The sequence below is a fragment of the Flagellimonas flava genome, from assembly GCF_900129665.1.
Taxonomy (GTDB): domain Bacteria; phylum Bacteroidota; class Bacteroidia; order Flavobacteriales; family Flavobacteriaceae; genus Flagellimonas; species Flagellimonas flava.
The window spans coordinates 5,001-30,743 of sequence record NZ_FQWL01000006.1; the positions used below are offsets into that span (position 1 = coordinate 5,001).

Consider the following 25,743-nt stretch of genomic DNA (forward strand, 5'->3'; position numbering starts at 1 on the left):
GACACATTTCAATTTAAAAAACTTAAACAGGATGAATCGATTTCTTCTTCTAACATTTTTGTTGGTATCCTTTATGGGAAGTTCCCAAGAAAATCAGATAAAAGCGCTGGTTGGCGGAACGCTTATAGACGGATTTGGTGCAGACCCTATTAAGAATAGTGTCATTCTTATTAAGGGAGAAAGAATTATAGAGGTCGGGAACATCGCAAACACCAAAATACCCTCAGGGGCCGAAATTATTTCCACGGAAGGAATGTCCGTTTTACCGGGGTTATGGGATATGCATGTCCATACCAAACTAACGGGTCATTCGGATTATGGATATTGGGACAAAGTATACCAACCACTTTGGCAAGATGTGATAATGCCCGCTTCCGTCCACCAATTGCTTTTGGCCGGAGTTACCAGTGCAAGGGACTTGGGCGCCCCTTTGGAACCCAGTATCGCGGTGCGTGATGCGGTAAACAATGGCGAAATACCTGGAGCCACCCTTTACGTCTCCGGGCCGTTTATACAACATAAACCTTATCCAGGTACCGAGAATTCAAGATGGGGTGTTGATAGTCCTGAAGATGGTCGAAAGAAGGTAAGGAAATTGGCTCAGGCAGGAGTGGATGTCATCAAGTTGATTGACCATGATCGGATGACAATGCCCGAAGTCAGAGCTGTTGTCGATGAAGCCCATAAGAACAGTTTGAAAGTGGTGGCACATAGCCACAGACCTGAAGAAATACGGAGAGGTTTGGAAGTTGGTGTGGATTGTTTTGAGCATACGGGCCTGTCATCTGCTCCCAGATATCCCGATGATATTATGGAAATGATCAAGGAACGCACGGCCGACATGAGCCAGGGGCCATTATTTTGGTGCCCAACCGTAGAAGTTTTGTACAATTTTGAATATAACAGGGATAATCTTGAATTTGTAGATGATGATTCGTGGCATTTGGGATTACCAGATACCATTATTACGGACATTAAGAACAGCATTCAACACCCTGACCGACTTCCATATTTTCAACTAATGCCATCAAGGAAGCCCACCTTGGAGACCAAAATCAATCAACTATTGGATGCTGGTGTAGTTTTGATGATTGGAACGGACAGTGGAATCCCCATGAAGTTCCATAGCCAATCTACGTGGCACGAATTGGATGTTTGGGTAAATGAATTTGGCATTGACCCCATGTATGCTATTCGTGGGGCTACGTATTGGCCAGCACTTTGGATGGGCGTTGCAGATGATGTTGGTACGGTTACTCCTGGTAAATACGCAGACATTATTGCCGTTAAAGGAGATGTATTGAGGTACATTAGCCTACTACAAGATGTGGATATGGTAATCAAGCATGGTAAACGTTATAAATAGAGGTTCTTGACCCCCCGTCCCAAATCTGAATTGCTGGAAGAAAAATGGAATGCCTATTCCCATGCGCTTGGCATTGTCCTTTCCCTATCTGGGATGTTTTTTTTGTTTCAACAGAATTTGGACGAAAAGCCATTCCTATTTGAAAGCATTTTTGTGTACTGTATATCGCTGATACTGCTATTTAGCGCTTCCACTATTTACCATGCAGTCCAAAACCCAAAACTTAAAAAGAAACTTCGTATTCTGGACCATATCAGTATTTATTACCTGATTGCCGGAACCTACACTCCCGTTTGCCTTACGGTACTTGTTGGTTCAAAGGGATGGTTACTTTTTTATTTGGTATGGGGAATAGCCTTATTTGGAACAATTTTGAAACTTTTTTTTACTGGGAAATTTGAAGCCTTTTCCCTTGCGCTCTATGCCATTATGGGATGGATTATTGTGTTGGATGGATCATACCTTGTTGATAATATATCCTCGCAAGGGCTTTTTTACTTATCTCTTGGAGGAGCATTTTATACCTTGGGTATCTTCTTTTATGCTAAAAAGAGCATTCCATTTAACCATTTGATATGGCATTTTTTTGTCCTCGGAGGCGCAATTAGCCATTGGATTATGATTTACAAAGTTTTACCGTGAATAGTTGTTGCATAAAGAGAGGGCAATTGCCCTCTCCTTGATTTATAATCCATTAAAATATTACTTTTTTAAAAGGCATAAGCTGGAATAGCTGCCAACCCGTTATAACGCTGCTGGCCACCTGTTCCAATTTGGTGAATATGGATAAGTTTGTTGTTCTCCAAATCCACTTGTGCAATATGAGTATTGGTAGTTTCACTAAATTCGTGAAGTAGAGCATAGATGATCCCGGAATCATTATGAATTAGATTTCTTATTTCATAATCTACAGGGTTCTCATTGGAAAAACCTTCCATGGTCAATACCATGACTTCAAGCTCTGTTAAAGTCAAATTTGATTTATAAATCTTAATTTGATCCAAGTTACCTGTACCCACAATTATTTCTTGGTTGCTTCCGCCATATGTCAATCCCAAACCACAGCATGGAAAATCATCTCCGTTAAAATCTATGGATTCATTAAGTAAGCCGGATGAATCAAAACTTGCTAATGCCGACACAAAAGGAAACTGTATTTCCAGGGTAGCAAGTATTGAGTTTTCAGGACTAATGATTAAATCCGTAATTTTTTCCCAGATTTTGTTATCATTCTCATCATTGTTTTCATTCCTTAGTTTGGCTTGAAAGTTCGTTGGATCAATGGAATATAGTTTAGACCGATCTGCCCCAAAACTGGTTGTGGAAACATAAAGTTGCCCATCATTATAATTGTAAACAACTCCACGTATCCTTATTAGTGGTTCCTCTACTGTTTTCATAGCTGTAAAAGCAGGCGTTAACCCCCCATCGGTCAAGTCCAAAACATAAAATTGCCCGGTATCTCGATTTGAGACCAACAGCTCTACCTTATCCGTTACTGAAGCGGAGATGGTCAAATCTGATTCTTTAATTACAAACTTTGCCACATCACTTTCCGTATCTGCAGGAGCAATTGAAGACCCAGACCAATCAAAATAAAAGTCTTCTTCGTAAATGTCTACTTCCCCATTATTGATTTTAACCCAAAGCTCATCGCCTTTGGATAAATCCTTGGGTATTTCAGCAGTATAGGAACCCCCATTGTTTAAAGAGTACAAAAATGACAGTTCTCCAGGAGCCGTATAAGCGTCATCATTGATGGTTGTTTGAGTGATATTGTAAAACACTTCACTCACTGGTGGATTGACATCGTCGGAAGTGGTATTTGGGTCATCATCCTTGCCACAATTCACATTCAGAAATACCCATCCGCATACCAATGCGTATAGGGCTAATTTTCTCATTTTCATTTTAAAAAGGTTTTAAGGTTATGGCGCGAATGTAGTTGGGTTCTCCACGCCGATTAGGGATCAATGGACAGAACCCCGTTCTGAATTGACGGATGCCCGTTTTGGATTGACGGATCTTTTGAACGTTATGGGAAAAATGGGATTTTACAGAAAGTAGGCCAAACCAACACCTAAAATGATCACAACCAGTTTGCGCAGGTTAAAGGAATGCCCTTGGGAACTTTCAAATAGGATAATGGTAGAAATGTGGAGGAAAACCCCAATAGCCAAAGAAGTCAATAAATAACCTCGGTCCTCTACCCAAGAGGAATGATGGGCCAAATAGCTTCCCATTGGGGTCATCAGTGAAAAAGCACCCATGAAGAGCAAAGTTGTTACTTTTTTCATCCTGGAATTCAATAGGAAGATACCTAGAACTATCGCAACAGGGATTTTATGAATGACAATACCATAGAGGATGGGTTGACTGTCGTAAATGGGGACTCCTTCTACAAGTGCATGAACGGACAGACTCAAAAACAATAACAGGGGAAAACGGTTTTCCTCAAGATTCAGGTGCATATGACCATGTTCTGCCCCTTTCGAGAAGAATTCCAGAAAGATTTGGAGTAGAACACCGGACAAAATGAGTATTGCCACAAGGCGTGGGTTATCGTGCTGGTAGACATGGGGCAGCAACTCAAAGAAAATTAGTGCCAACAAAAAGGCCCCGCTGAATGCCAACAACAGATGCACCTTTTTTTTATCCTTGGGTTGGGCAAACCAAGCAAAGGCAAATCCTCCCCAAACGGCTAAAATAGGAAGCAAAAAAATCAACAATACGGGAAAATCCATAGGCTAGGTTGAAGGCGCAAAAATAGCCTATTTTTACGGAAACTTATTTGTTGATAATGGCGGGAAACTTTAGAATGTTGGCCAAGACCCTATATGGTTTCGAGCCTATTTTGGCGAAAGAACTTAGGAATCTTGGAGCTGGAAGGGTAGAGGAAGGCGTGCGCAATGTTACATTTGAAGGTGACACTGGTTTTATGTACAAGGCCAATCTTTGTTTGCGAACAGCCTTGAAAGTCATGAAACCCCTTTCCAAATTTAAGGTGCACAACGAAAAGGAACTGTATCGCAATGTACTGGAGATGGATTGGCCAGAACTCTTTGATGATGACAAGACCTTTGCCATAGACACCACTATGAATTCGGATGTTTTCAGAAATTCCATGTTCGTATCGCAACGGGCCAAGGATGCCATTGTGGACAAGTTTAGGGCGGTCACCAAAAACAGACCTAACGTGGATTCCCATGACCCGGATATTCGAATAAACATACATCTCTATAAAAATAACTGTACCATTTCCCTGGATAGCTCAGGTAGCTCACTACACCAAAGGGGGTATAGGATTTCTACGAACATTGCACCAATCAACGAGGTGTTGGCGGCCGGTTTGCTATTGCATAGTGGATGGGATGGACAGACCGACTTTTTGGACCCGATGTGCGGCAGCGGAACCTTTTTGATAGAGGCCGCCATGATCGCATGCAATATTCCTGCAAATATCAATAGGGATCATTATGCCTTTATGAACTGGAAAGATTATGATGCTGAACTCCACCAAAAAATAGTAGATGCGAGTTTGAACAAAACCAGGGAATTTCGTCATCGTATTCTGGGATACGATAAGGCTCCGTCCGCGGTAAGGAAGGCACAAGAAAACGTTGATAACGCAAATCTGACCGAATACATAAATATAGAACGAAAGGACTTTTTTAGGACGGAAAAACCTGTGGAAGCTAAATTGCATATGGTGTTTAACCCCCCATACGGGGAACGATTACCCATAGCGGCTGACGATTTTTATGGGCGTATAGGAGATACCCTAAAACAACAGTACTCTGGCACCGAAGCGTGGATGATCAGCTCCAACATGGAAGCCTTAAAATATGTGGGGTTACGGCCATCACGAAAGATCAAAGCGTATAACGCCAAACTAGAGTCGAGACTTGTAAAGTATGAGATGTATGCGGGAAGTAAGAAGGCTAAGAATCAATCTAAATAGTTTACAATTTATTTACATTAAGTTCTATTTTAATTAACTTTACTGAAATCTTTGTGGAGCAATATGTCTAAAAAGAGCAAGCTTAAAAAACAACTAAAAAAGGCCAATAAAGAGGTAGCCAAACAAAAGAAAAAGGCCAAAAAGGCGCTTAAGTTGGTAAAAGCGTATAAGAAAGAAAAGGTAAAGAAAAAGGCGATTAAAAAAGTGTCCAAATTGGCTAAAGCCCAGAAATTGGAAGTAAAGAAAGCAGTAAAAAAAGCAACAAAGGCTAAAAAAGCCTTTAAGAAAGTAGCTTAAACTTAAGCGATACTATCCTAACTTTAAAAAGGAGTCAATTTTGGCTCCTTTTTTATATGGGAATATCTACAAAGTGCGCAATGGTGCACGACTCAATATATTTTTCCATTCCCGCTGGAATATGCGCTTGGTTCCAGTTTTGACCGGCAAAATTTATGATATCCTCTTTCGTGGCCCATTTTGATACCATGAGATAAGTTTTTGGATTCCAAGTCGTGGGCCTTGCAATTTCCAAGTTCAAAAGTCCATGTTGGCTATTGACCAAAGGAACCGATATTGCTTTAAATTTCTCTTCAAACTCGTTGTGAAGTTCCAATGGAACTTCTGCAGTAAAGACCCTAATAATCATAATTGACGGATTACTATTTCTATGACATTTTTATTTATCGGACCAAACGGCCAATTCATTTCCAGTAGGATCTTTAAAATGAAAGCGACTTCCACCAGGGAACGAAAAAATGGGTTTGGAAATTATTCCCCCCTCATCTTCTATACGCTGTTGGATTTGGGAAAGATTCTCGTGGTAAAGTACCACTAGGGCTCCATTCACGACTGGGTCATCAGCTTGCTCAAAACCACCTTCAAGACCACTGTTGTCAAAGGCGATATAAGTTGGGCCATAATCCGTAAAAGTCCAGCCAAAGGCATTTTGGTAGAATTGCTTGGTCCTTTCCAAATCCTTGGCCTTGAACTCAACGTAATTGATATGGGAATTTTTCATTGCGGTAGACTTATTGGGACTCGGCGGGAAGCTCTTTTTTCTTTTTTGACTTTTTATAAAAAGGTATCAAATAAGAGATGGTGTAATTGTAGCTGACACCAAAATTACTGCCGTCGGTAATCCTATTGAACCCGGGTATCCAAAGATTGGGAAAACGTTCCGCTTCCGAATTTGTTATCAAGAACCCCAACCTTGCGCTCATTCCAATATAAATATTGGCAAAGAGCTCTGCTTTGAGCCCTACCACAAATTCTAACCAAGAGGCGTTTAAGCCACTAAACTCCTCTCCCGGTTGAGCACCGGGTAAAAGTTCTGTTGGGTTAAAAAAACGATTTCCTTCAAAAATGCTGTACTGGTTCAAGGTTTGACTAAATGTGGCGTAGGAATACCTTCCCCCAATGGTAATGGCATTGTTCATACCAAACCAGTTTTCATATGTGTTGATATCGACGCCCAGTTTTAGATAACTACCAGAGGTAGTATAGTTGTACAGCGGTGTGCCTCCCAGGTCTTCGGTCTGCGTTTTTTCCTCATTTCCCAATTCACCGGCGAGATAAAGTTTTTGGGTCAATCTGTAATCACCTACAATTTCAAAACCAGTGTAATCGTCATCTAGGAAGGTGAATAACGGCCTATTCAAATCAATACCAACACGAAGACCATATTCTTGCTTATATTCCACCGTATCCTTGGGCTGTAGGTCTATAGGTTCATCCTGGCCAATTGCCGCAAATCCAATGGAAAAAATTAAAATGCTAATGAAATATTTTGACATGGATATTGTTGGAGTTTTCTACAGTTTGCTGTACCACATTAATATCTTGAATCCAGTTTTCGGCGCTTTCCGGTAAGGTGATGGATAGGTTATCGAATTGGGCCACAAAGCCACACGCCCTTGAAACAAACTCTTCCCTTACTGCATAATTGACGGTCAATTGGTCAATGTTTCCGGTTTCTTCACCTGTATCTGCATCGTCTGCAGAGTCCGAAATAAATTCAAATTGGGTGCTTCCGGTGGAAATTTGCAACGGAATGGATAGCGAATCAGGGGAATTTGTTCGATCACTAAATCTAAATGCATCGGAATCGGATAGGATTTGATCGTTGTCAACAGCCCTTATTCTGATTGAAGGCACATCCTTGAATACAGTGGTATCTTCAATGTCATAGAAACCAACAACAATTAAAGGGGTGTCACCGTCAACACAGATATCATCTTTTTCACAGGAGGCAAAATGAATCAATAAGAAAGCAATAAGTAAGCTGGGGAGTATTTTCTTCATTAAAAATTAAAAACAGACATTATCAAAAATTATACCCGTCTTTCCAAAAGTACAACATTTTCAACATGAAAGGTCTGTGGGAACATGTCCACCGGTTGCACTTTTGTGACCTTATAATCTTCCTTCATAAGTGCCAAATCCCTGGCTTGAGTGGCACTGTTGCAGCTCACATAAACAATTTTATCTGGAGCCGCCTGTAAAAGCTGTTCCACAACCAATTTGTGCATCCCATCTCTAGGCGGGTCCGTAATCACTACATCTGGACTTCCGTGTTGGGCTATAAAATCTTTATTGAACACATTTTTCATATCGCCAACATAAAAATCCACATTGGAGATATTGTTGTGTTTTGCGTTGGCCTTAGCATCCGAGATGGCCTCGGGAACCGATTCTACCCCAATGACTTTTTTTGCCCCTTTGGCAACAAATTGGGCAATGGTGCCAGTACCAGTGTACAGGTCATATACCAATTCATCTCCGGTTAGCCCGGCAAAATCCCGAGTAATTTTATACAGTTCGTAAGCTTGACTTGAATTCGTCTGATAGAAGGATTTGGCATTTATCTTAAACTGCAATCCCTCCATTTCCTCAAAAATATGATCGCGTCCAGAAAAACATATCACTTCTTGGTCGTAAATGGTGTCATTCGATTTCTGGTTAACTACATATAAAAGGGAAGTGATTTCCGGAAAACTTTGTTGGATATGACCTAACAAAAGCTCTCTTTGATCCTTGGTGTCTTCAAAAAATTGTAGCAAGACCATAATTTCACCGGTTGATGCGGTTCGGAGCATCAGTGTGCGTAAAAGACCTTCCTGTTGTCTTGGGTTGTAAAAAGAAAGTCCATTTTTGACGGCAAATTTTTTAATTTCTTTACGGATTGCGTTCGACGGGTCTTGCTGAAGATGACATTGTTCAATGTCCAAAATCTTGTCCCACATACCTGGGATATGAAACCCAAGGGCGTTTCGGTCCGGAATTTCCTCTTCAGACTTGATTTCCTCTTCGGTCAGCCATCGACTACTGGAAAAGGAAAATTCCATTTTGTTTCGGTAGAAATACTGTTTTTGTGACCCCAAAATAGGAATGATGGCTGGCAGTTCCAGATCACCAATCCTTAGTAGGTTATTTTCTACCTCTTTCTGTTTAAAATAGAGTTGGTGCTCATAACCCATATGTTGCCATTTACACCCTCCACAAACCCCAAAATGTTCGCATTTTGGTTCGGTTCTTTTATCAGAAAGCGTATGGAACTTCGTTGCCTTCCCTTCAAAATAGGCTTTTCTTTTTTTTGTGGTCAATACATCCACAACGTCACCTGGGACAGCATTGGAGAGGAAAATTACCCTACCGTCGGGTGCCTTGCCCACAGCTTTTCCTTTTGCTCCGGCATCAACTACTTCAACATGTTCAAACGTTCGTTGCCTATTCTTTCTACGCATGGCGCAAAAGTAATCATCGGTTTCCATAAAGAACAAGTAACTTGTGAAAATGTACATAGAAAAACCATCCGTTTTTGAACCTTTTTGATGGCTGTTCGTCCTTGTAGTAGATATTCGTATGAAAAGAACAGGATACGTATTTGATGGATTGATGGTACTGGAATACCAATCCGGTAACAAAAAATCGCTTGCCCTTCTGGTAAAACGCCATCATAAGCGCTTATGCCATCATGCCTATCGCTATACCTTGGATGTGGATGCCTCACAGGATATTGTTCAGGATTCTTGGGGGGTGATCATCAAAAAACTGGGAACATTGAGGGACCCGGATAGCTTTAGCAGTTGGGCCACTAGAATTGTGACTCGAAGAGCCTTGGATTACTTAAACAAGGCTAAACGAGACAAGAAGCACCTGGAAACCTACGAAAGGGAGTTTAACTTCCAAGATACTTTGGAGGGAAAGAATCTTCGGTTGCAGCGGCTGTTGGAGGCCATTAAAGAGCTCCCTGAAAACCAACAAACAGTACTTAGACTGTTCTATACCCAAGAATATTCGCTCAAGGAAATAGCGAATATCATGGAAATATCAGTCGGAACAACCAAATCACGCTTGTTCCATGCAAGGGAAAAATTGAAAAAAATCATTTTAAATCAAAAGCAATGAAAAAAGAGATGGAAGAAATAGATAAGTTGATCAAAGAGGCTTTATCTCAGGAGGAAGCAAAATTTTACGACGAACTGGGCGAGCAGAATATACTGGAAAAACTAGGCGGTGTCTTTAAAGGAAAAACTGCGTGGTTGGCCATTATCATGAACCTGGTCAATCTGGTTATCTTTGGCCTGTTGATTTATTGCGTGGTCGAATTTTTGGATACAGAGGTGACCAATGAACTTATAAAATGGGGTGTTGGCATTACCGCTTGTTTGGCCAGTATGAGTATGATTAAATTGTTCGTTTGGATGCAGATGGATAAAAATGATATACTTAGGGAACTAAAAAGACTGGAGCTTCAGGTTTCGGCATTGGCCCATAAAAAGTAGGATGTTACCTGAAAATTGTTGAAATATTTAATATTTTTGGGGCTCTACTAGGGATGATTTCTCTCCCACGCTGCTTTTTCGAGTCTTCGGAAGAATAAAGGTACAGAAGGAATAGTTGTTTTATCAATTTAAAAATTACTAAAATGGCTGTTTTAGAGCACTTAACGTCGCAGCAAGCGATAGATTTAGAAAACAAGTACGGAGCCCACAACTACCACCCACTTCCTGTAGTATTGAGCAGGGGGGAAGGCGTATATGTTTGGGATGTTGAAGGTAAAAAGTATTATGATTTTTTATCGGCATATTCCGCAGTAAACCAAGGGCATTGCCACCCCAAAATTGTAGGGGCAATGATGGATCAGGCGAAAACATTGACGCTTACTTCAAGGGCCTTTTACAACGACATGCTTGGAAAGTTTGAAAAGTATGTCACCGAAATTTTCAGCTTTGATAAGCTTTTGCCCATGAACACTGGTGCAGAAGCTGTTGAAACAGCAGTAAAAATCTGCAGAAGATGGGCCTATGAGAAAAAAGGCATTCCAGAAAATCAGGCCAAAATTATTGTTTGTGAGAACAATTTTCATGGGAGAACGACCACAATAATCTCGTTTTCGAACGACCCGGTGGCCCGAAAAAATTATGGCCCTTATACAGAAGGGTTCATCAAAATAGCTTACGATAACCTCGAAGCTTTGGAAGCTGCTTTGCAATCCAATTCGGATGTAGCAGGATTTTTAGTTGAACCGATTCAGGGAGAGGCTGGGGTTTATGTTCCCACAGAGGGGTATTTATCCGAGGCCAAAGCTTTGTGCGAAAAACACAATGTACTTTTTATAGCTGATGAAGTACAAACCGGAATTGCCAGAACGGGGCGTATGTTGGCGGTGGATCACGAAAATGTTAAGCCTGATATTTTAGTACTGGGTAAAGCACTGTCTGGAGGGGCATACCCGGTATCGGCAGTATTGGCCAATGATGAAATTATGGATGTGATTACCCCGGGCAGTCATGGGAGCACCTATGGTGGAAATCCCGTAGCGGCGGCCGTTGGTATGGCTGCTATGGAAGTGGTGCATGAAGAAGGCCTAGCAGAAAATGCCCAAGAATTGGGGGAGCTTTTCCGAAGCGAACTGAACAAATTCATTACTACCTGTGATTTAGTTGTAAAAGTGAGGGGAAAGGGATTACTTAATGCTATAGTAATCAATGATACTGAAGAAAGTTCCACAGCTTGGAACATTTGTTTGGCATTGCGTGACAACGGTTTGTTGGCAAAACCCACCCATGGGAATATTATACGTTTTGCACCTCCCTTGGTAATGAATAGGGAGCAGTTGCTGGATTGTGTTTCCATTATCATAAAAACGCTCCAAGAATTCGAAAAATAAAACCGATATAGGTTTGATAAAAGGGCTTGGTTTACCAAGCCCTTTTTTATGGAGTATATTTCTTTTTTGGTCTTATTTCTGTCTCAAGAAACCACTTTTTCCAAGAGTTTTATCGTCATTTCGTCTGCATCCCATGTCGCATTGATCCCAATAGGGAAAGTAAAATTGCCGGGGACATGTCCAAAACTCATACCATAAGCAGCAGGAATATTCAAGGGTGCAATTCTATCCATGAGCACTTCCTTTAAGTTAAAGGAAATAGGATTGGAACTTGAATTGCAACCTGCACAAACCCCAAACACAATCCCTCTTGCCTTTTTAAATGTTGGACCTTCGATGAGTTGTGTCAGCATACGGTCCATTCTATACGGTGCTTCCTCAACATCTTCTATGCAAACAATGGCGTCCGTAAAATCAATCTCATGAGGTGTTCCAATAAGGGCATTGATCAAGGTTAAACTGCCACCAACCAGCTTTCCCGTTGCAGTGCCGGAAGTAATGGTATAACGTTCATATTCTGGATTTTCCAAGAGTTCTGGGTCTTCCAGGACCACATTTTTGATGGTTTGGGATTGCCTTGGTCTTTGAAGTGTTTTTCTAAGTTGTTCCTTGCTGTAAGCATCATTTAGGGTGCTGCCCACTGGACCATGGAAGGTGATTAACCCCGTTTCCTTATAGATACCGTTTAACAGGGCCGTAATGTCGCTGAAGCCAACCAAAATCTTGGGATTGGATTTAATGGTATCATAGTTGATCATATGCATGATACGGGTACAGCCGTATCCACCCCTAGCACAAAGAATGGCATCGATTTCAGGGTCTGCAAACATAGTGTTGAGGTCAGTGGCCCTTTCCTCATCCGTATTGCTGAAGTAGCCATGATTCCCAAGGATACGGTCCGTGTGAAAGGGAATAAAGCCCATGTCCATCAGGGTATCTTTCATTTCTTTCATAACCTCCGGTTTAACAGCGTAACCCGGAGCAATGAGTCCTATTGTATCTCCTTTTTTTAGTCGCTTTGGAAGTATTTTTGATGTGCTCTGCCCCCAATGTTTTACTACAGGGTCAGTTTTGGGCAGCACTGCTGAAACAGACAGCAAGGCCGAGAGATTGATAAATTGCCTTCTTTTTATCATGAAAAGATATTTTGGATATTACTTAAACAAAAATAGCCACCATAAATATGGTGACTATTTTTCACTTTTTGTCATTGCCTGTTCAGGGCAAGGCTATATGTTTTTGATCAGGGAGCGGCAGCACCACCTTTGGCTTTTGCCCTTCGTAACTGTCGCTGGATTTTCTTGATGGCCGATTCAATGGACTTCTCTGGTTCAATAATGTTGTACTCGCCCCAGAAATCGGGATCCGAGAATCCGACCGCCTCATCACTAAGAATAATGGACTTTTTAAGTCTTTCCCTGGATTTTGGCGCGTTTCCTTGTAAATTTCTCTCCCAATCCGTCACGGCCATTTCGGCAGTCATACTATAAACGGAATTGAACAATTTATCTTCCCAATCCACCTTAAATTCCAGCAATACATTGCTGTAGCCATAATACCATTTTCCACCTTTCTCACGGTAATCCACACGATAGGCTACTTCAGTTGGCCATACATCTACTTTGGCAGGTTTTTTCCGTACAAAAAGTCGGGCAGCCCTGTGCTTATCGGTAATGTTCAATGTGTAAATGGCACTGGTAAGGGTCCTTTTCTCTACATCAATAAAGAGCTCCCCCGTGTACAAAGGTTCTTTTATACTTTCCCACTGCTTAAAATTTATAACATAAATCAGTTGGTCATTAATACGGGTGGAACGACTAAAAGTGAATTTATAGTCTGCTATGGAGCCATCGGCAAAAATATAATCAGGGTACTTCATAATATCCACATATAAAGTATTGAAAGGGCCTCCTTGGAGTTTTAGCGCAATGGTGTCCAATTTACTGTAATCGGTGCTCTTTCTGGCTTTGTACAACTCCACCGCATCCTTCCGAACTGAACTGTAGGGAGTTTTGTAAATATTTACCACCGCCTCTGAAAGTGAGACATTTCTTCTACGCTTTTTAATGGTCTCCCGGTAAAAGGCGGTCATCAATGTTGGGTCATCAAAATAGTTATCCCCTTTTCTTGCCAAAGTTTCTTTGACCAAAGCGGCCGCATCCTTAGGGGCGTTAATATCCACTTCGGATAGTTCCGTTACGGAAATCACCAAGGAAATCTTGTTTTTGTTGGGTTTTAGTTGGGAAAGCAAAATGTTTTTACTCTTATAGCCCAAGAAAGATACCACAACGGTCCCATCCGTTAATTCCGAAGGAATTTTAAGGATAAAATTTCCTTCAGTATTGGTAATGGTACTAATATTTGTTCCTTCCAGTGAAAGGGTAGCGAACACCAAAGGCTTTTTAGAGGAAGCATCAATCACTTCCCCTTTGTATTGTTTAAACTTTGTTTCGGTTTCTTGGTTTTGGAACGCAAGGGAGGTCTTGGTTCCAAAAGCTATTAAACATATTAAGGTCAAAGCTGCCGTTAAGGTCTTTTTTTGAATTCTTCTACAATTTTCATCCATGTTTACTGCGGTTTTTGATTAAAAAACTACTACTCTAAATTAATGATTTTTAGCGATATAATTGAATCTAAGTTTTTGCATCCGGTGTTGGATTTCAGTCAATTGCAGAATTTGATATTCGTGCAAGACTAAATTGCGTCTGCCAGATTCCAAGCCAATCTGGTTTTTTTCCATCGGGATAAGTTTCATCAAATAGTTTCAGGGTCAGTGTATTTCCTGTATATTGATAATGATAGAATTGCTTTCCTCCCTCAAAACCCGGTACTTTCGCCATGTGTGCCGTGGTAATGATGGTAGAATCGGAATTAACGTAACTACCGGTATTAAAAACTATGGAACCAAACCCTTCCAAAACTTCATTCTCAGTGGGATTACTTAAATTTTGAAATGGAGTTCGTTCATGTTCCAGGGGAGTCCAGCAAATACTATAACGGTCCGGAGTTACCAAGAAAATCCCTTTTTGTGCCGGAATTCTACTTACGATAGTATCGTTGGAAATCCATTGGACCTTTTCAATGGCCCAAGAACCCAATAAAGGATTTCTTTCAGCCTTTTCTCTTTTTGTACAGGACAGCACCAACGGAGACAGTAGTATGCAACAATATTTTAACCAGTTCATCACGGACAATACTTTCCATAAATGTAAAATGAAGAGGTATCAAAGTTGTCTCTTTGTGTAAACCTTTACCATTTTTAGGTTAAGATGCTCGCTTGGGATTCATGTATTGGGTGGGGTTTTGCTTCTCAAATTTTTTAAAAGCCTTATAAAAGGAGGCACGGTTGTTAAAACCAACATCATAGGCAATTTGGGCGATCGTGGCCTTCTCTTCGGTTTGGGTGAGCAACTTTTTGGCGGCCTCAACCCGGTATTTGTTTACAAAATCGAAAAAGGAAAGATTAAAATGCTGGTTGATGATTTGGGAAGTATGGTTTCTGGATAGATTGAGTTTTTTGGCCAGATCATCTAAACGCAGGGTGCTCTCCAAATAAGGCTCTTCCGACACCATAATGCGTTGCAGCTTGTCCCTCATTTCCAGGGATAAGGATTTGGATAGGCCAGTTTTTCTGTACTTTATAAAAGGAATTACTTCTTGAAGAGCCTTTCCTGCAAAGATTTCCGGCTGTACAAACCCAAAGAAGCTTAGTATTCCAATAAAACCAACAATTACGATATCTACAAAATAGTCGTAAGCCGGATTCATCAGATTGAAACGGGTTAGAAAGATATAGGAGGAAAAAGCTATGGCGAAGCCAAAATAAGACCCAATAAACCATTTTAACCATTTGTTCTGACGAAACCCTGAATTCCTGTGTGGACCAAAATGACGAAAGGTCAAAAAACCATAAAAAAACATCATGGCAATAACGACCCAGATACTTCCAACGGGCATCCAGGTATGTTGTCCAAAAGAGCCTTTTTGGAGCACTTCCAGTTTCGCATCAGTACCCAAAAAATAGAAGGGAGCATTTAATAGTATGAGCACTACAATTGGAACAAGGAATAGTACATCCGACATCTTAAATCCCGGTTTTACCAGCACACTTCTGCAAAATATATAGACGAGAGGGCCATAGGTAATCCATAAGGGAAAATGCGTATTGGTCAGGTGCACAAATTCTGGTTCCCCCAATTTATTAGACCATTTTAAACAGTTGTAGAGCAGTTCATAAGAGAAAAGAAGGGTGTAAGCCCCTAATAGGATGTTGGCAAACTTATTTCCCTTTTTTTTGAAGAAAAAAAGAAAGCCTATGCCAGTTCCTATTGCAACGAAAAAGAGAAAAAGGACAATGTGCCAAGCCATGTTTTATAGTTGAGTTCCAAAGATACGCTTACATGAAATTTTGATGTCTCTTTGTGTAGGGAGATACAATACGGAGTAAGGCCTTGGACAGAGAAAGGGTTAGTTTTTCGAATGTAGGAGTGCCAGGATTTCTTGGTTTTGGGTCATTTCAAAAACAGTAGTACCGTAGGTTGTTTCGATGTCCAGTCTAGGTTTGAAAGGCAATAACATTTTTATGAATTCCGCATTGCCATAAATAACGGCCCAGGTTAGGGGAGAGAATGTATTGATCTTATCCACTACATTGATGTTGGCGCCTCTTTCGATGAGTCTTAGACCAGTGGATGTATCATTCTTGATGGCGGCAGCAATTAGTGGTGGTAAAACAAACCTACTATCGGTACGATTTACATCTGCGTTGTGAGCCAAAAGATAGTCCACTACCTCGAGCTGTTCAAAATAGATAGCTCGATTCAAGGCGGTATGACCAGTCGGATTCATACCGTTAATATCGGCTCCCTTGGACAGGAGTAACTTCACCGTTTCCAAATGCCCTTCTTCCGAAGCTATCACCAGCAAAGGCGTCCCCGAAGCGTCAGTACTATTTGCATTTTGTTCCGATACTATTTGACTTAAGGTGTTTAATTCATTGAGTTTGACAGCATCTGCCAAGGTTTGTTTTTCCGAATCCAATGACACCGTCGTTACGCCATTTTTTAATAGGAGAGCAACAATTTCGGATTTCCATTCTTTAAGGGCCACTTGCAATACCCCTTTGGCATGGATACTTGCTAGATCGGTTTTTGCTCCGTGTTTCAGGAAAAGTTTAGTGAGCTCGGTTTGACCATAGTAGGCGGACCAATGAATTACCGGGTCACCATTTTTATCAATACTGTTCACGTCTGCCCCAGCCTCTAAGAGCAATCGGGCCATTTCGGGGCTGTTTACATTGCTGCATTGCATCAAGGCGGTGGTACGGAGATTGTCATGGTTGGCAAGATTGGGATTGGCGCCCTTATCCAGCAGAACTTTTAGAAGTTCTGGATGCTTTTGTCGAACCACAATGGAAATGGGATAAAATCCAGCTGAATCCTTTACATCCTTGAAATGAGTTGGGGATTTCTTGACTGTTTGTAGATCATTCTCCTTTAGGGCCTTAAAAAACGTATCGATTTTTTTTGGCGATACTCTCGTGTCCTGTGACCAGCCAATTGAACAACAAGATGCCATTAACAGCACCCAAAAATGTTTGCGCATTTGTTTTCTTTTTGCCAAAATAACCCACCCTGAGAAAAAGAATGTCTCTTGGTGTAGGCGAAAAGATTTTCTCCTATAAAATGAATGTGGAAACTAGTTCACCATAAATAGAGCATTGGCAAAAAAGAGCTTTCCATTTTCCCAAAATCCCCTGAATAGTGGGTTGTCCACCATATACACTACCTTGCCCTGCCCCACTTGCTCAGCTCCAAATAGTAGGGAGTTGCTCACTTTTTTTATGGCTTCGCTACCTGCAAAACCAGATATGGGTCTTGGATTTTCCCCTTCCAGATATACGGCGTTTCCGTTGGGCAAGTACTCGTAACCAGCGTTTCCGAGTTTAAGTGTAAAATAGGCATTGCCATAGCCATAGGCCAACGGATGTGTATGGTCCACTTTGGCTTTAAATATTGCTCCCGTAATGGCATTTTTAATACGTTCCCTTTGCGAGTTTTTATGTGGTTTGGGCTTATTTGCTGTGGAATCTTCTTCTAACTTCTTTTTTTGGATACCAAAGCCCTTCTCGCCATCAATACCGTTAATGGCACCTCCCATGGCAATAAGCTTACCCCCGGCTTTAACCCAATTTTTTAATTTTTCCAGCTGCTTTTCACCAAAATGTGTTGCATAATTCCCACTGGGAAGAATGAGCGTATGGTAATCTTTTAAATCCACTTTGTCTGCATAGTCGCTATCTATAACAGTAATTGGGTAGTGCAGCTGTTGTTCAAAAAAGTGCCAAATCTCTCCGAAACGAAGGGTAGAGGTCGGACCCCCTGATAGGATGGCAATTTTGGGTTTGGTGATCATTTGTACATAGGAAGAGCCAAAATCCTTTCCAGAGTCCACATAACCTGTGTTGGATGGGGTTAACTCTTGCCCAAATTCCTTACTTATCCTGGATAGCTCCGCAATAAAGTCAGGTTTGTTTTGGTTATCTCCCTTGGTGATGATTAAGCTGCCCCTTGAAAATGATTTTCCCTGAATGGAAAAAGGATGATCGGCCTTTCTTACACGAATGTCAGCTTTCAATAAGGCGGCCAAAAAACGGGCATCTTGCATGCTGTTCCAATCCGAAATATATGCGTAGGTATCTCCAGTAATCGTGTTGCTGATGGATGGCACTTCACTCTTTTGGCCTGAAACCAATGCTGTGGAAGCCACCGCATTCAATCCATAGGCGTAAGGAAGGGACCAAGCAGTAATATCATAGGTAAGGGAATCACTCAGCTTTGCCTTTGGTTCAAACAAGACCTTTACCAAGGTGCCTTTTGTCTGGTTAGTGGATACCACGAGGCTATTTTTTGGCACGGACATGCTGCCATTTGCCCCCGTTTGATAGTTGAATCCCTTTACGGAACTGACTGAAGGAGTTCCATATTCAATATTGTGTTTGCCCAATAGTTTCTTTAGCGCCTCTATCTTGTCTTGATTGCCGCTCAAGACATAGCTCTTGTACCTAAAGTTTTGATTTTTGTAGAACTTTCTGAATTCCGAATTCAGTTTTTCCGAATTGTTGGATGAAACTTCCACTGTGGAAAGTCCAGTGGTATGGTGATGGGTAAGACGATCTTTTAACGTAAGGGTATCCCCAATCCGCGTGATAACACCCAAACCTCCACGGCCACTTCCCCCTTGCTCGTAGGTCATTCCTATAGCGCCATTATAGGTAGGATAAGTGTCACCATAGCTGGGATAGAATAGGTCAAAAATTTCCTTGGTGAAATAGAACCAACCATTGGCATCAAAATATTTAGCGTGATTTTTACCAAGGGTCACCTGAAAGTCGCGCTGGAAATCAGTGATTACTTCATGGTAAGGTTCAGCCGCTGGGGCAAAATAATAGGGATTATCCACACCTTGTTCATGAAAGTCCACATGTACATGGGGCAACCATTTGTTATACACTTTTAGACGTTGCTGGCTTTCTACCTGTGTCAACCAGGCCCAATCCCGATTTAAATCGAACATATAGTGATTGCTTCTGCCACTCCACCAGCCTTCATTGTGCTCCTTACTGTTTGGGTCTACCTGATACGGTTTGTTCTTATACTGATTGTACCAATTGCTATAACGATCTCTTCCATCAGGATTTATGCAAGGATCCATGATAACAACCGCATTGTCCAAATAACTGCGTTTTGAAGTCAATAGCTCATAAAGGGTTTGCAAGGAAGCTTCCGTACCTGCACTTTCGTTACCATGTACATTGTAGCTCAACCAGACAATTGCCTTTGAAGCATTGCCGCCATCTCCTTGGGTGTCCTTTAGATGTTCCTGGCGAATGTTTTCCAGATTGGTAATATTATCGGCAGAAGAGACATAGGCCAACAACAAGGGCCTTCTTTCATTGGTTTGGCCATAGGTAGTCAATTTCACCATGTTCGGCATGGTCTCGGCCACATATTCGTAATAATCTACGACCTCATGGTGTCGTGTAAACTCAGTACCAAGTTCGTACCCCAAGAACTCGGACGGCGATTTTAAATTTTGTGCGGAAATAAAAACAGTGGAGAAAACAAAAATCGAGAATAAAAATCTTGTCATGTAAGATGCTGTTAGTTCGAATCAAATCTAACAATAAATTACAGAATAGCCATTTTTGAAATGGGAGATACGGTATGCGTAATTAACTTATTTTTAGGATGAGAAAAAAAGAAGAGAATTATCTTTAGCACCTCATTTTGAGCTTTAATGGAAGTAGAGTGTATACCTTTTAAGGAAACGGGTTATTTTTCCAAATTGATTTGCGATTATCTGGATCAAAAAGAAGATCTAAAACCTTTTTTCAACCGATTCCCCCAAATTCAAAATTTTAAAGAGCAAATTCAGGATAAGGCTAAAAACTATCCCATGGAAAATAGGGCAGTTTTGGTTGATCGGTTACAGGCCCAATATCAGGATTTCGAGATATCCGAAGCTACAAAGGACAATTTGGAGTTGCTAAAATCTGAAGGCACCTTTACAATTACTACAGGTCACCAGTTGAATCTTTTTACTGGACCTCTTTACTTTCTTTATAAGATTGTGTCCACCATTAATCTCACCAAGAGGTTAAAAGAACAGTACCCAAAATACGATTTTGTACCGGTTTATTGGATGGCTACGGAAGATCATGACTTTGATGAGATCAATTATTTTAATTTCAAAGGCCAAAAGGTACAGTGGAACCGGGAGGCTTCAGGTGCAGTGGGCCATTTGGATACAGATGGTCTGGACCCTTTGTTAGAGACTTTTGCTGCTGGCCTTGGGGATACCAAAAATGCGGAATACCTCAAAGAGTTGTTTTCGGCATCCTATCTAAACCATTCCAATCTGGCTGATGCAACCCGTTATTTAGCCAATACACTTTTTGGTGCCCAAGGGTTGGTCATTGTGGATGGCGATGATGTTGGGCTAAAGCGACTGATGCTTCCCTATGCCAAGCAGGACATCTTTGAACAGTTGCCGTATGAAAAGGTTACCGAATCCATCCAGCAATTGGAGGAAAAAGATAAGGATTACAAAATCCAGGTCAACCCAAGGGAAATCAACTATTTCTATCTGAAGGACGGAATCCGGGAACGACTTCAAAAAAAGGACGGCTATTTTGAAGTGGTCAATACGGATATCAAATTTTCCCAAGAAGAATTGGAAAAGGAGTTGAATGAATTTCCGAGGCGGTTCTCACCTAATGTAATCGCCAGGCCGCTATATCAAGAGGTAATTCTTCCTAATCTTTGTTACATAGGGGGAGGAGGGGAGTTGGCCTATTGGCTGGAACTCAAATCCTATTTTGAAGCTATGGGAGTGACCTTTCCCATGCTGTTACTTCGGAATTCCGCCTTGGTCATGACCAAAAAGCAGAAATCTAAATTGGAAAAGTTGGAGCTGAAAACAACTGACTTGTTTTTAAGACAGCATAGTTTTATAAACAAAAAAATCAGGGAAATATCCAACATCAATATCGACTTTTCCGAACAGAAAAAGTTTTTGGAGGAACAGTTTCAGGGTATGTATCAATTAGCAGAACAGACTGATAAGACCTTTCTTGGAGCTGTAAAAGCTCAGGAAGTGAAACAGAAGAAAGGTTTGGAGGCCTTGGAAAAGCGATTGTTGTTGGCTCAGAAACGAAAACTCAAGGACCATGTCGTAAGGGTAACGGACATCCAAAACCTTTTGTTTCCAAATCAATCTCTTCAAGAACGGCAATTGAATTTTTCAGAACTTTATTTGGAGTTTGGGGACCAACTCATTCCCCAACTGATGCGAAACCTGGACCCACTTGCCGGTCAATTTCTGGTTTTAACGTTTTAAATCTGTATTTTTTTGTTTTAGATAACTTTCTTAAAAACAGAAGTTTAGCTTCCATTTTTATCGATTCGAAGCATTTTTTTTCAAAAAAAATAAAATATAGGTAGGGTATTTTGGAAGCTAGTTGTTTTACTAGTGAAAATTGCTATGAAATTTTTAAAAATATGAGGTAAACTCATATGTTTAGGTTGGTTTTGATTTTATTTGAAAGCCCCGGAGTGGTTCCCGGGGCTTTTGTTTTTAACTAACTTAAATTAACCTTAGTCAATGACCCAAGGTCCTTCAAACCTATCCTGACCAATAGTGGCCGAGGAGAACCATTCATTGAGTTCATCGCCAGTATCCTCTATGAACAGGAATCGACTACTGCTCCCACCTATTGAAAATTCTGTGGTTGCCCCAACTTTATCAAATAATCTTCCGTTTTTGAAACTCTCAGCATCTCCAAACCATTCGTTGGAAGGAGTTAATGGCGACCAAGAACCCGAGCCACTTGAATCGTATATCTGATAATCATCCCCACTGGTCCCGAAAAAGGCCATTTTTGTGGCACCAACCCGCACCGCGGCACCAATGCCTTCACTTCCTAGAAAGAAATTACCGCTATCTCCGAAAATAGAATTTACCAAAAGCACGCTACCGGCAGCTCCTACGGGACTTGTTGGTAGCTGATTGGTTTCCGTGTAGTTATTCAAAATATAAATTTGTAAGCTAAAACCATCCCCACTAAAGATGTAGAGTCGTTCGGCAAGATTGTCCGCAAACTTCACCATGGCTCCAACATTTTCAAGATCTAGACCACCTAGGGGACCATTTTCATCGGTAATATCAAATATTTTGCTATCACCATCTTCCAAGATGCCCGGAGTGTTTCCGTTATACCACGCATATTGGGTACCCGCCTTATTAAAGATGACCACATCGCTGTTTCCTACATGCCCCATGGCTCCTATGCCATCTTCAAAAAGTTCCACTAGATCGGTATAAGCCCCTGGAGGCAATACTCCTTTTAATTCACAATTGACCACGTCGTATTCTGTTGCCAAGGAGGTGCCTACAATGGTGTCGGGCCGCTCAACGCTGCGAACCACATAGGACAAAGGCAGACCGGCCCTTATGTCGGTACTCTCAGCCAATTTGTTGGCGATATCGGAAATGTTGGTCTCTCCCGCAAGCTCAAAAGTTCCAGCGGCATCGCCCCCATAAGCAACAACCTTGATTTTGAGGTCATTGAGTTCTTCCATAGCGCTTACCCCTAATTCTCCTTCCACCTTATTTCTGAACGCACCATAGGCAACATTCAATTTGGCCTCCATTTCCTGGCGACTTGAAGTGGATTCCACCAACATATAAAAAATTCTTCCATAGGAAACTGATGAAATAAAGGTTGCGGGATTGTCCGTTTGAATATATGTATCCAACTGTTCTGGAGTAGCGCTGTCCGAGAAAATAGCATTGAGGCTTGTGGGTAGGTCAAAGCTCATAGTGTAATAGCGTTGGGTTAATTTAACCAGAGTACGATTGAATGTTTTTTCTGTGCTGAAAGAGAGGTCGGAAGAAACCTTTGTGCTGAAAGTTTGAACATCCAATCCCATTTCAAGGGCCAATTGACTTTCCGATTCAATCTGCAAAATATCCAAAGTGAAGTTGGCGGGCACTACATCCCCAGCTCCGGCGATGATATTGTTCATTGCATTTTGGATGCTGCTTTTAGATACTTGATCCACGGTAAAACTTGATTGAAGATTGCCATTGTTTAGGTCATAGGAAACGGTTCCACCAGCCCTTTCAACCACAATGGGGGAAGGAGTGGCATTGTTCAATGTTTTGCCCTGTAGCAGGCTTCCGGGATAAATAACATCCGCGCTGGTATTGAACAATGGGAATGTTCCGTTACCGTCGGTAACACTGACTCGTTTGGTTACACAGACAAACCGCTGCTCAATATCATCTCCGTCTTCGTTCTTGGTTACATAATCCTCATTTTGAGGTTCGGACGCTGAAAGTTCTGTGGTTGTCCTGTTATCTGGGAAGCTTTCAAAATCCCCTCCTTTGGCCACTACTTGAGCAAATGTTAGGTCAGCTCCGGAATCTGGGTCAGGGTTGGGGTTTGAGGTCGGGTCCGGATTGACATCCATTTCATCTGAATCTGAACTACAGCCCAAGAGCATAAACGTAAACAGAATCGCCAGCATTTTTACGATTGATTTTTTTGTTGTTTTCATCACCATTTGTTTTGTGGGTTATACTTGATTTCAATTTTGTGTGACCTGCCCGGAAAACGGTCTGCAGCCCTTAACCGAGCAAGACCACAAAACTGGTTTGTCAACTTAATGACACAGCAAACCTAAATCGCTGGTTTTGAGGAATGAAAAAACTGTGGTGGACAATAGGTGGACACCTGGAAATTAAATATGGGACAAAGGGTGGACTATGCTGTTAAAGCCTATGTTTAAAGGCTTAGCACAAGGTCTTGTAACGAATCTTCGGTGGTTATATCCAACTTTTTGCGGAGTCTATAGCGGGCTTTTTTTATCCCTTCCGGGGAAATATTAAGGATGTTGGCAATCTCTTTTGAAGAAAGATTCATCTTTAAAAGAGCCAAAAGGCGTAGCTCGTTGGAAGTGACTTGAGGGTATTTTGATTTTACATTACTATTGAAGTCTTTATGAACCTCTTCAAAATATCGTGAAAAATTCTCCCAGTTGTTATCGTCCTGCAAATCAAAATCAATGGTCCGGATAAGTTGTTGATAGCCTTTTTTGGATGTTTCATTTTCTTTGAGCTCTTGAGCCTTTTGTTTTAGGCTTTCCAAGACCTCATTCTTTTTGGCCAAGTGTAGGGCATGGGTGGTGAGTTCTTTTTTCTTGTAAGCCAGCTCAGCATCCACCTTTTCTTTTTCAAGTTTGTTGCGTTTCAATTTCTGGCGGATACCATAAAACCCAATTAAAGATAGGACCAAAAGGCCACCCAAGAGTATTTTCTGCAGTGTGCTGATTTCTGCCTGTTGTTCCAATACAGTTATCTCTTTATCCTGAAGTGCAATCTGTTGTTCTTTTTTTTCAGTGTCGTAGATAGTTCGGAGTTCCTCTATCTGCTGGGATCTGGTTTTGTCAAAAATGGAATCGTTAACGGTCTTGAACATTTCATGATCGGAGAGCGCCAATTTGAAATCGCTTTGCCTTTTATGAATCCCATATCTCAATTGCAGCGATTCACTTAGAATATCTTTTGCTCCTATTTCGGAGGAAATTTGTACCGCTCGATTTAAATGGTCCAGTGCTTCCATGGAGCTGTTATTCGCAATACTGATTTTCGCAAGCTCCATTAAATCGGTGGCAATTCTCTTCTTGTATTCCAATTTTGAGTGGATTTCCAAGGCCCTTTCCGCAAAATCCTTGGCTTTATGGAGTTCCTCAGATTCCCTGTACACACCTGCCAAGGCTATCAATGCGTTTCCTTTTATTTCTTCGTTCCCTATTTCCGTTGCGATTTCCAAACTTTCTTTAAAATACTTCTGGGCATTGGAGAACTGCCCTAGGGCCATATAATTGTCTCCTATGTTGTTGGCCGAATAGGCCTTGTACTGTTGATCGTTGAAATGGTCATATATGGAGTACGATTTTTCATAGTAGGTGGTGGCTTTTTCATGGTTTTCCAATAGAGTTTCAATATTGCCCAGGGCCATAAGCGCATCGCCTGCCCTAATCGTATCTTTGGTTTGTTCATAGAACTTTAGGGCTTTATGGGTTTCCTTGAGTGCGATATTATAGTTGCCCAACTCAATATGGATGCTACCGATCAACTCATACTCGGCTCCTATCAGATTGAAATCCGCATTATAAGTAGTTTTGATGGAATCCCTGTTTCGGTATAACTCTATATTCCTATTGGCGTACTCCAAGGCCTTTTCGTAGTTCCCGCGACTCTTCTCAAAAGAGGCCTGGGAGTGATTGATAAACAACAAACCAAGTGTATGGTCTTGCTTCTTAAAAGTCTGGTACGATTGATCGTAATAATATTTGGCCGAATCTATCTGCCCAGAGTTTTTGTAGGAATCCGCAAGATGCAGTTGACCGCTTCCAAGCCCTGTTTGATACCCTATTTTTTTTGATAAGGCAAATTCCTTCTTTGCGAACTCAAATGATTTTTTAGGATCCTTGAACATTAAATTCTCATAGATGATACCGTAATAAGCCACTTTCAAAGTGTCATCCGGCATTGTCTTGGTCACTTCTATGATGCTGTCAATGTTTTTGGGCCTTTGCGCAACTATAGATGTTGCCAAAAGCAAAAAGCTGAAACAACAGCAATATTTAAATGTTTTCATGGAGGTTGGTTTACCCT

23 protein-coding genes are annotated in these 25,743 nt (G+C 41.3%); 8 read left to right on the forward strand and 15 right to left on the reverse strand.

Annotated features, from left to right (window positions below):
- Nucleotides 1–31 precede the first annotated feature (31 nt).
- Together BUC10_RS14760 and trhA are read left to right on the forward strand one after the other, a co-directional pair.
- Nucleotides 32–1,366, forward strand: coding sequence for an amidohydrolase family protein (locus BUC10_RS14760; RefSeq protein WP_073181074.1), 1,335 nt, complete (start codon nt 32–34; stop codon nt 1,364–1,366).
- A gap of 6 nt (nt 1,367–1,372) precedes the next feature.
- Nucleotides 1,373–2,008 carry a PAQR family membrane homeostasis protein TrhA gene (trhA, locus tag BUC10_RS14765; RefSeq protein WP_073181075.1) on the forward strand — a complete coding sequence of 212 codons (636 nt, stop codon included), beginning with the start codon at nt 1,373–1,375 and terminating at the stop codon, nt 2,006–2,008.
- A 68-nt stretch (nt 2,009–2,076) separates the two neighbouring features.
- Here the strand turns inward: trhA and BUC10_RS14770 are convergent, their stop codons facing one another.
- Nucleotides 2,077–3,270, reverse strand: coding sequence for a hypothetical protein (locus BUC10_RS14770; RefSeq protein ID WP_165614915.1), 1,194 nt, complete (start codon nt 3,268–3,270; stop codon nt 2,077–2,079).
- A 150-nt stretch (nt 3,271–3,420) separates the two neighbouring features.
- Nucleotides 3,421–4,110: a ZIP family metal transporter gene (locus tag BUC10_RS14775; RefSeq protein WP_084732674.1), complete on the reverse strand. Its 690-nt coding sequence runs from the start codon at nt 4,108–4,110 to the stop codon at nt 3,421–3,423.
- A 56-nt stretch (nt 4,111–4,166) separates the two neighbouring features.
- On the opposite strand from BUC10_RS14775, the gene BUC10_RS14780 reads away from it, so the two are divergent.
- The gene (locus BUC10_RS14780) at nt 4,167–5,327 is read left to right on the forward strand and encodes a THUMP domain-containing class I SAM-dependent RNA methyltransferase (RefSeq protein WP_073181077.1); all 1,161 of its coding nucleotides are present in this window, start codon (nt 4,167–4,169) and stop codon (nt 5,325–5,327) included.
- Between the two features lie 63 nt (nt 5,328–5,390).
- A complete protein-coding gene (locus BUC10_RS14785; protein WP_073181078.1) occupies nt 5,391–5,624 on the forward strand; it encodes a hypothetical protein in 234 nt (77 codons plus the stop codon).
- Between the two features lie 52 nt (nt 5,625–5,676).
- Here BUC10_RS14785 and BUC10_RS14790 read toward each other — a convergent pair whose 3' ends face one another.
- Genes BUC10_RS14790 through rlmD form a run of 5 tightly spaced genes read right to left on the reverse strand, consistent with a single transcriptional unit; the run spans nt 5,677 to nt 9,070 of the window.
- Nucleotides 5,677–5,973 carry an antibiotic biosynthesis monooxygenase family protein gene (locus BUC10_RS14790; RefSeq protein ID WP_073181079.1) on the reverse strand — a complete coding sequence of 99 codons (297 nt, stop codon included), beginning with the start codon at nt 5,971–5,973 and terminating at the stop codon, nt 5,677–5,679.
- Between the two features lie 30 nt (nt 5,974–6,003).
- A complete protein-coding gene (locus tag BUC10_RS14795) occupies nt 6,004–6,345 on the reverse strand; it encodes a VOC family protein (RefSeq protein WP_073181080.1) in 342 nt (113 codons plus the stop codon).
- Between the two features lie 10 nt (nt 6,346–6,355).
- On the reverse strand, nt 6,356–7,120 hold the full coding sequence (locus tag BUC10_RS14800; RefSeq protein ID WP_073181081.1) for a DUF6048 family protein: 765 nt from the start codon (nt 7,118–7,120) through the stop codon (nt 6,356–6,358).
- Nucleotides 7,101–7,628: a DUF6452 family protein gene (locus BUC10_RS14805; RefSeq protein ID WP_073181082.1), complete on the reverse strand. Its 528-nt coding sequence runs from the start codon at nt 7,626–7,628 to the stop codon at nt 7,101–7,103. Before BUC10_RS14805 ends, BUC10_RS14800 begins: the two co-directional genes overlap by 20 nt.
- Before the next feature lie 29 nt (nt 7,629–7,657).
- The gene (gene rlmD, locus BUC10_RS14810) at nt 7,658–9,070 is read right to left on the reverse strand and encodes a 23S rRNA (uracil(1939)-C(5))-methyltransferase RlmD (protein ID WP_073181285.1); all 1,413 of its coding nucleotides are present in this window, start codon (nt 9,068–9,070) and stop codon (nt 7,658–7,660) included.
- Between the two features lie 118 nt (nt 9,071–9,188).
- Between rlmD and BUC10_RS14815 the strand changes: the two genes are divergently transcribed.
- From BUC10_RS14815 to rocD, 3 genes are all read left to right on the forward strand, one after another.
- Nucleotides 9,189–9,734 (forward strand): RNA polymerase sigma factor, encoded by a 546-nt coding sequence (locus tag BUC10_RS14815; protein ID WP_073181083.1) that lies wholly within the window; start codon nt 9,189–9,191, stop codon nt 9,732–9,734.
- Nucleotides 9,731–10,111 carry a DUF6768 family protein gene (locus BUC10_RS14820; protein WP_073181084.1) on the forward strand — a complete coding sequence of 127 codons (381 nt, stop codon included), beginning with the start codon at nt 9,731–9,733 and terminating at the stop codon, nt 10,109–10,111. The genes BUC10_RS14815 and BUC10_RS14820 overlap by 4 nt, the downstream gene beginning before the upstream one ends.
- Before the next feature lie 143 nt (nt 10,112–10,254).
- Nucleotides 10,255–11,499 (forward strand): ornithine--oxo-acid transaminase, encoded by a 1,245-nt coding sequence (gene rocD / locus BUC10_RS14825; RefSeq protein ID WP_073181085.1) that lies wholly within the window; start codon nt 10,255–10,257, stop codon nt 11,497–11,499.
- Nucleotides 11,500–11,582: 83 nt separating this feature from the next.
- On the opposite strand, the gene BUC10_RS14830 is transcribed toward rocD, so the two are convergent.
- From BUC10_RS14830 to BUC10_RS14855, 6 genes are all read right to left on the reverse strand, one after another.
- Nucleotides 11,583–12,635 (reverse strand): S66 peptidase family protein, encoded by a 1,053-nt coding sequence (locus BUC10_RS14830; protein WP_073181086.1) that lies wholly within the window; start codon nt 12,633–12,635, stop codon nt 11,583–11,585.
- A 107-nt stretch (nt 12,636–12,742) separates the two neighbouring features.
- Complete coding sequence (locus BUC10_RS14835; protein WP_073181087.1) at nt 12,743–14,065, reverse strand: carboxypeptidase-like regulatory domain-containing protein; 1,323 nt, start codon at nt 14,063–14,065, stop codon at nt 12,743–12,745.
- A gap of 94 nt (nt 14,066–14,159) precedes the next feature.
- Entirely contained in the window at nt 14,160–14,684 is a 525-nt protein-coding gene (locus tag BUC10_RS14840) for a lipocalin-like domain-containing protein (RefSeq protein ID WP_073181088.1), read from the reverse strand.
- A gap of 79 nt (nt 14,685–14,763) precedes the next feature.
- On the reverse strand, nt 14,764–15,867 hold the full coding sequence (locus BUC10_RS14845; RefSeq protein ID WP_073181089.1) for a helix-turn-helix domain-containing protein: 1,104 nt from the start codon (nt 15,865–15,867) through the stop codon (nt 14,764–14,766).
- A 99-nt stretch (nt 15,868–15,966) separates the two neighbouring features.
- Nucleotides 15,967–17,103 carry an ankyrin repeat domain-containing protein gene (locus BUC10_RS14850; RefSeq protein WP_073181090.1) on the reverse strand — a complete coding sequence of 379 codons (1,137 nt, stop codon included), beginning with the start codon at nt 17,101–17,103 and terminating at the stop codon, nt 15,967–15,969.
- A 93-nt stretch (nt 17,104–17,196) separates the two neighbouring features.
- Nucleotides 17,197–19,650, reverse strand: coding sequence for a M14 family metallopeptidase (locus tag BUC10_RS14855; RefSeq protein WP_073181091.1), 2,454 nt, complete (start codon nt 19,648–19,650; stop codon nt 17,197–17,199).
- A gap of 147 nt (nt 19,651–19,797) precedes the next feature.
- Here BUC10_RS14855 and bshC point away from each other — a divergent pair, with 147 nt between their 5' ends.
- Nucleotides 19,798–21,399, forward strand: coding sequence for a bacillithiol biosynthesis cysteine-adding enzyme BshC (gene bshC, locus BUC10_RS14860; RefSeq protein ID WP_073181092.1), 1,602 nt, complete (start codon nt 19,798–19,800; stop codon nt 21,397–21,399).
- 257 nt (nt 21,400–21,656) lie between these two features.
- Here the strand turns inward: bshC and BUC10_RS14865 are convergent, their stop codons facing one another.
- Nucleotides 21,657–23,621 (reverse strand): thiol-activated cytolysin family protein, encoded by a 1,965-nt coding sequence (locus BUC10_RS14865; protein WP_165614916.1) that lies wholly within the window; start codon nt 23,619–23,621, stop codon nt 21,657–21,659.
- Between the two features lie 227 nt (nt 23,622–23,848).
- The gene (locus BUC10_RS14870; RefSeq protein WP_084732675.1) at nt 23,849–25,726 is read right to left on the reverse strand and encodes a tetratricopeptide repeat protein; all 1,878 of its coding nucleotides are present in this window, start codon (nt 25,724–25,726) and stop codon (nt 23,849–23,851) included.
- Nucleotides 25,727–25,743: the final 17 nt, after the last annotated feature.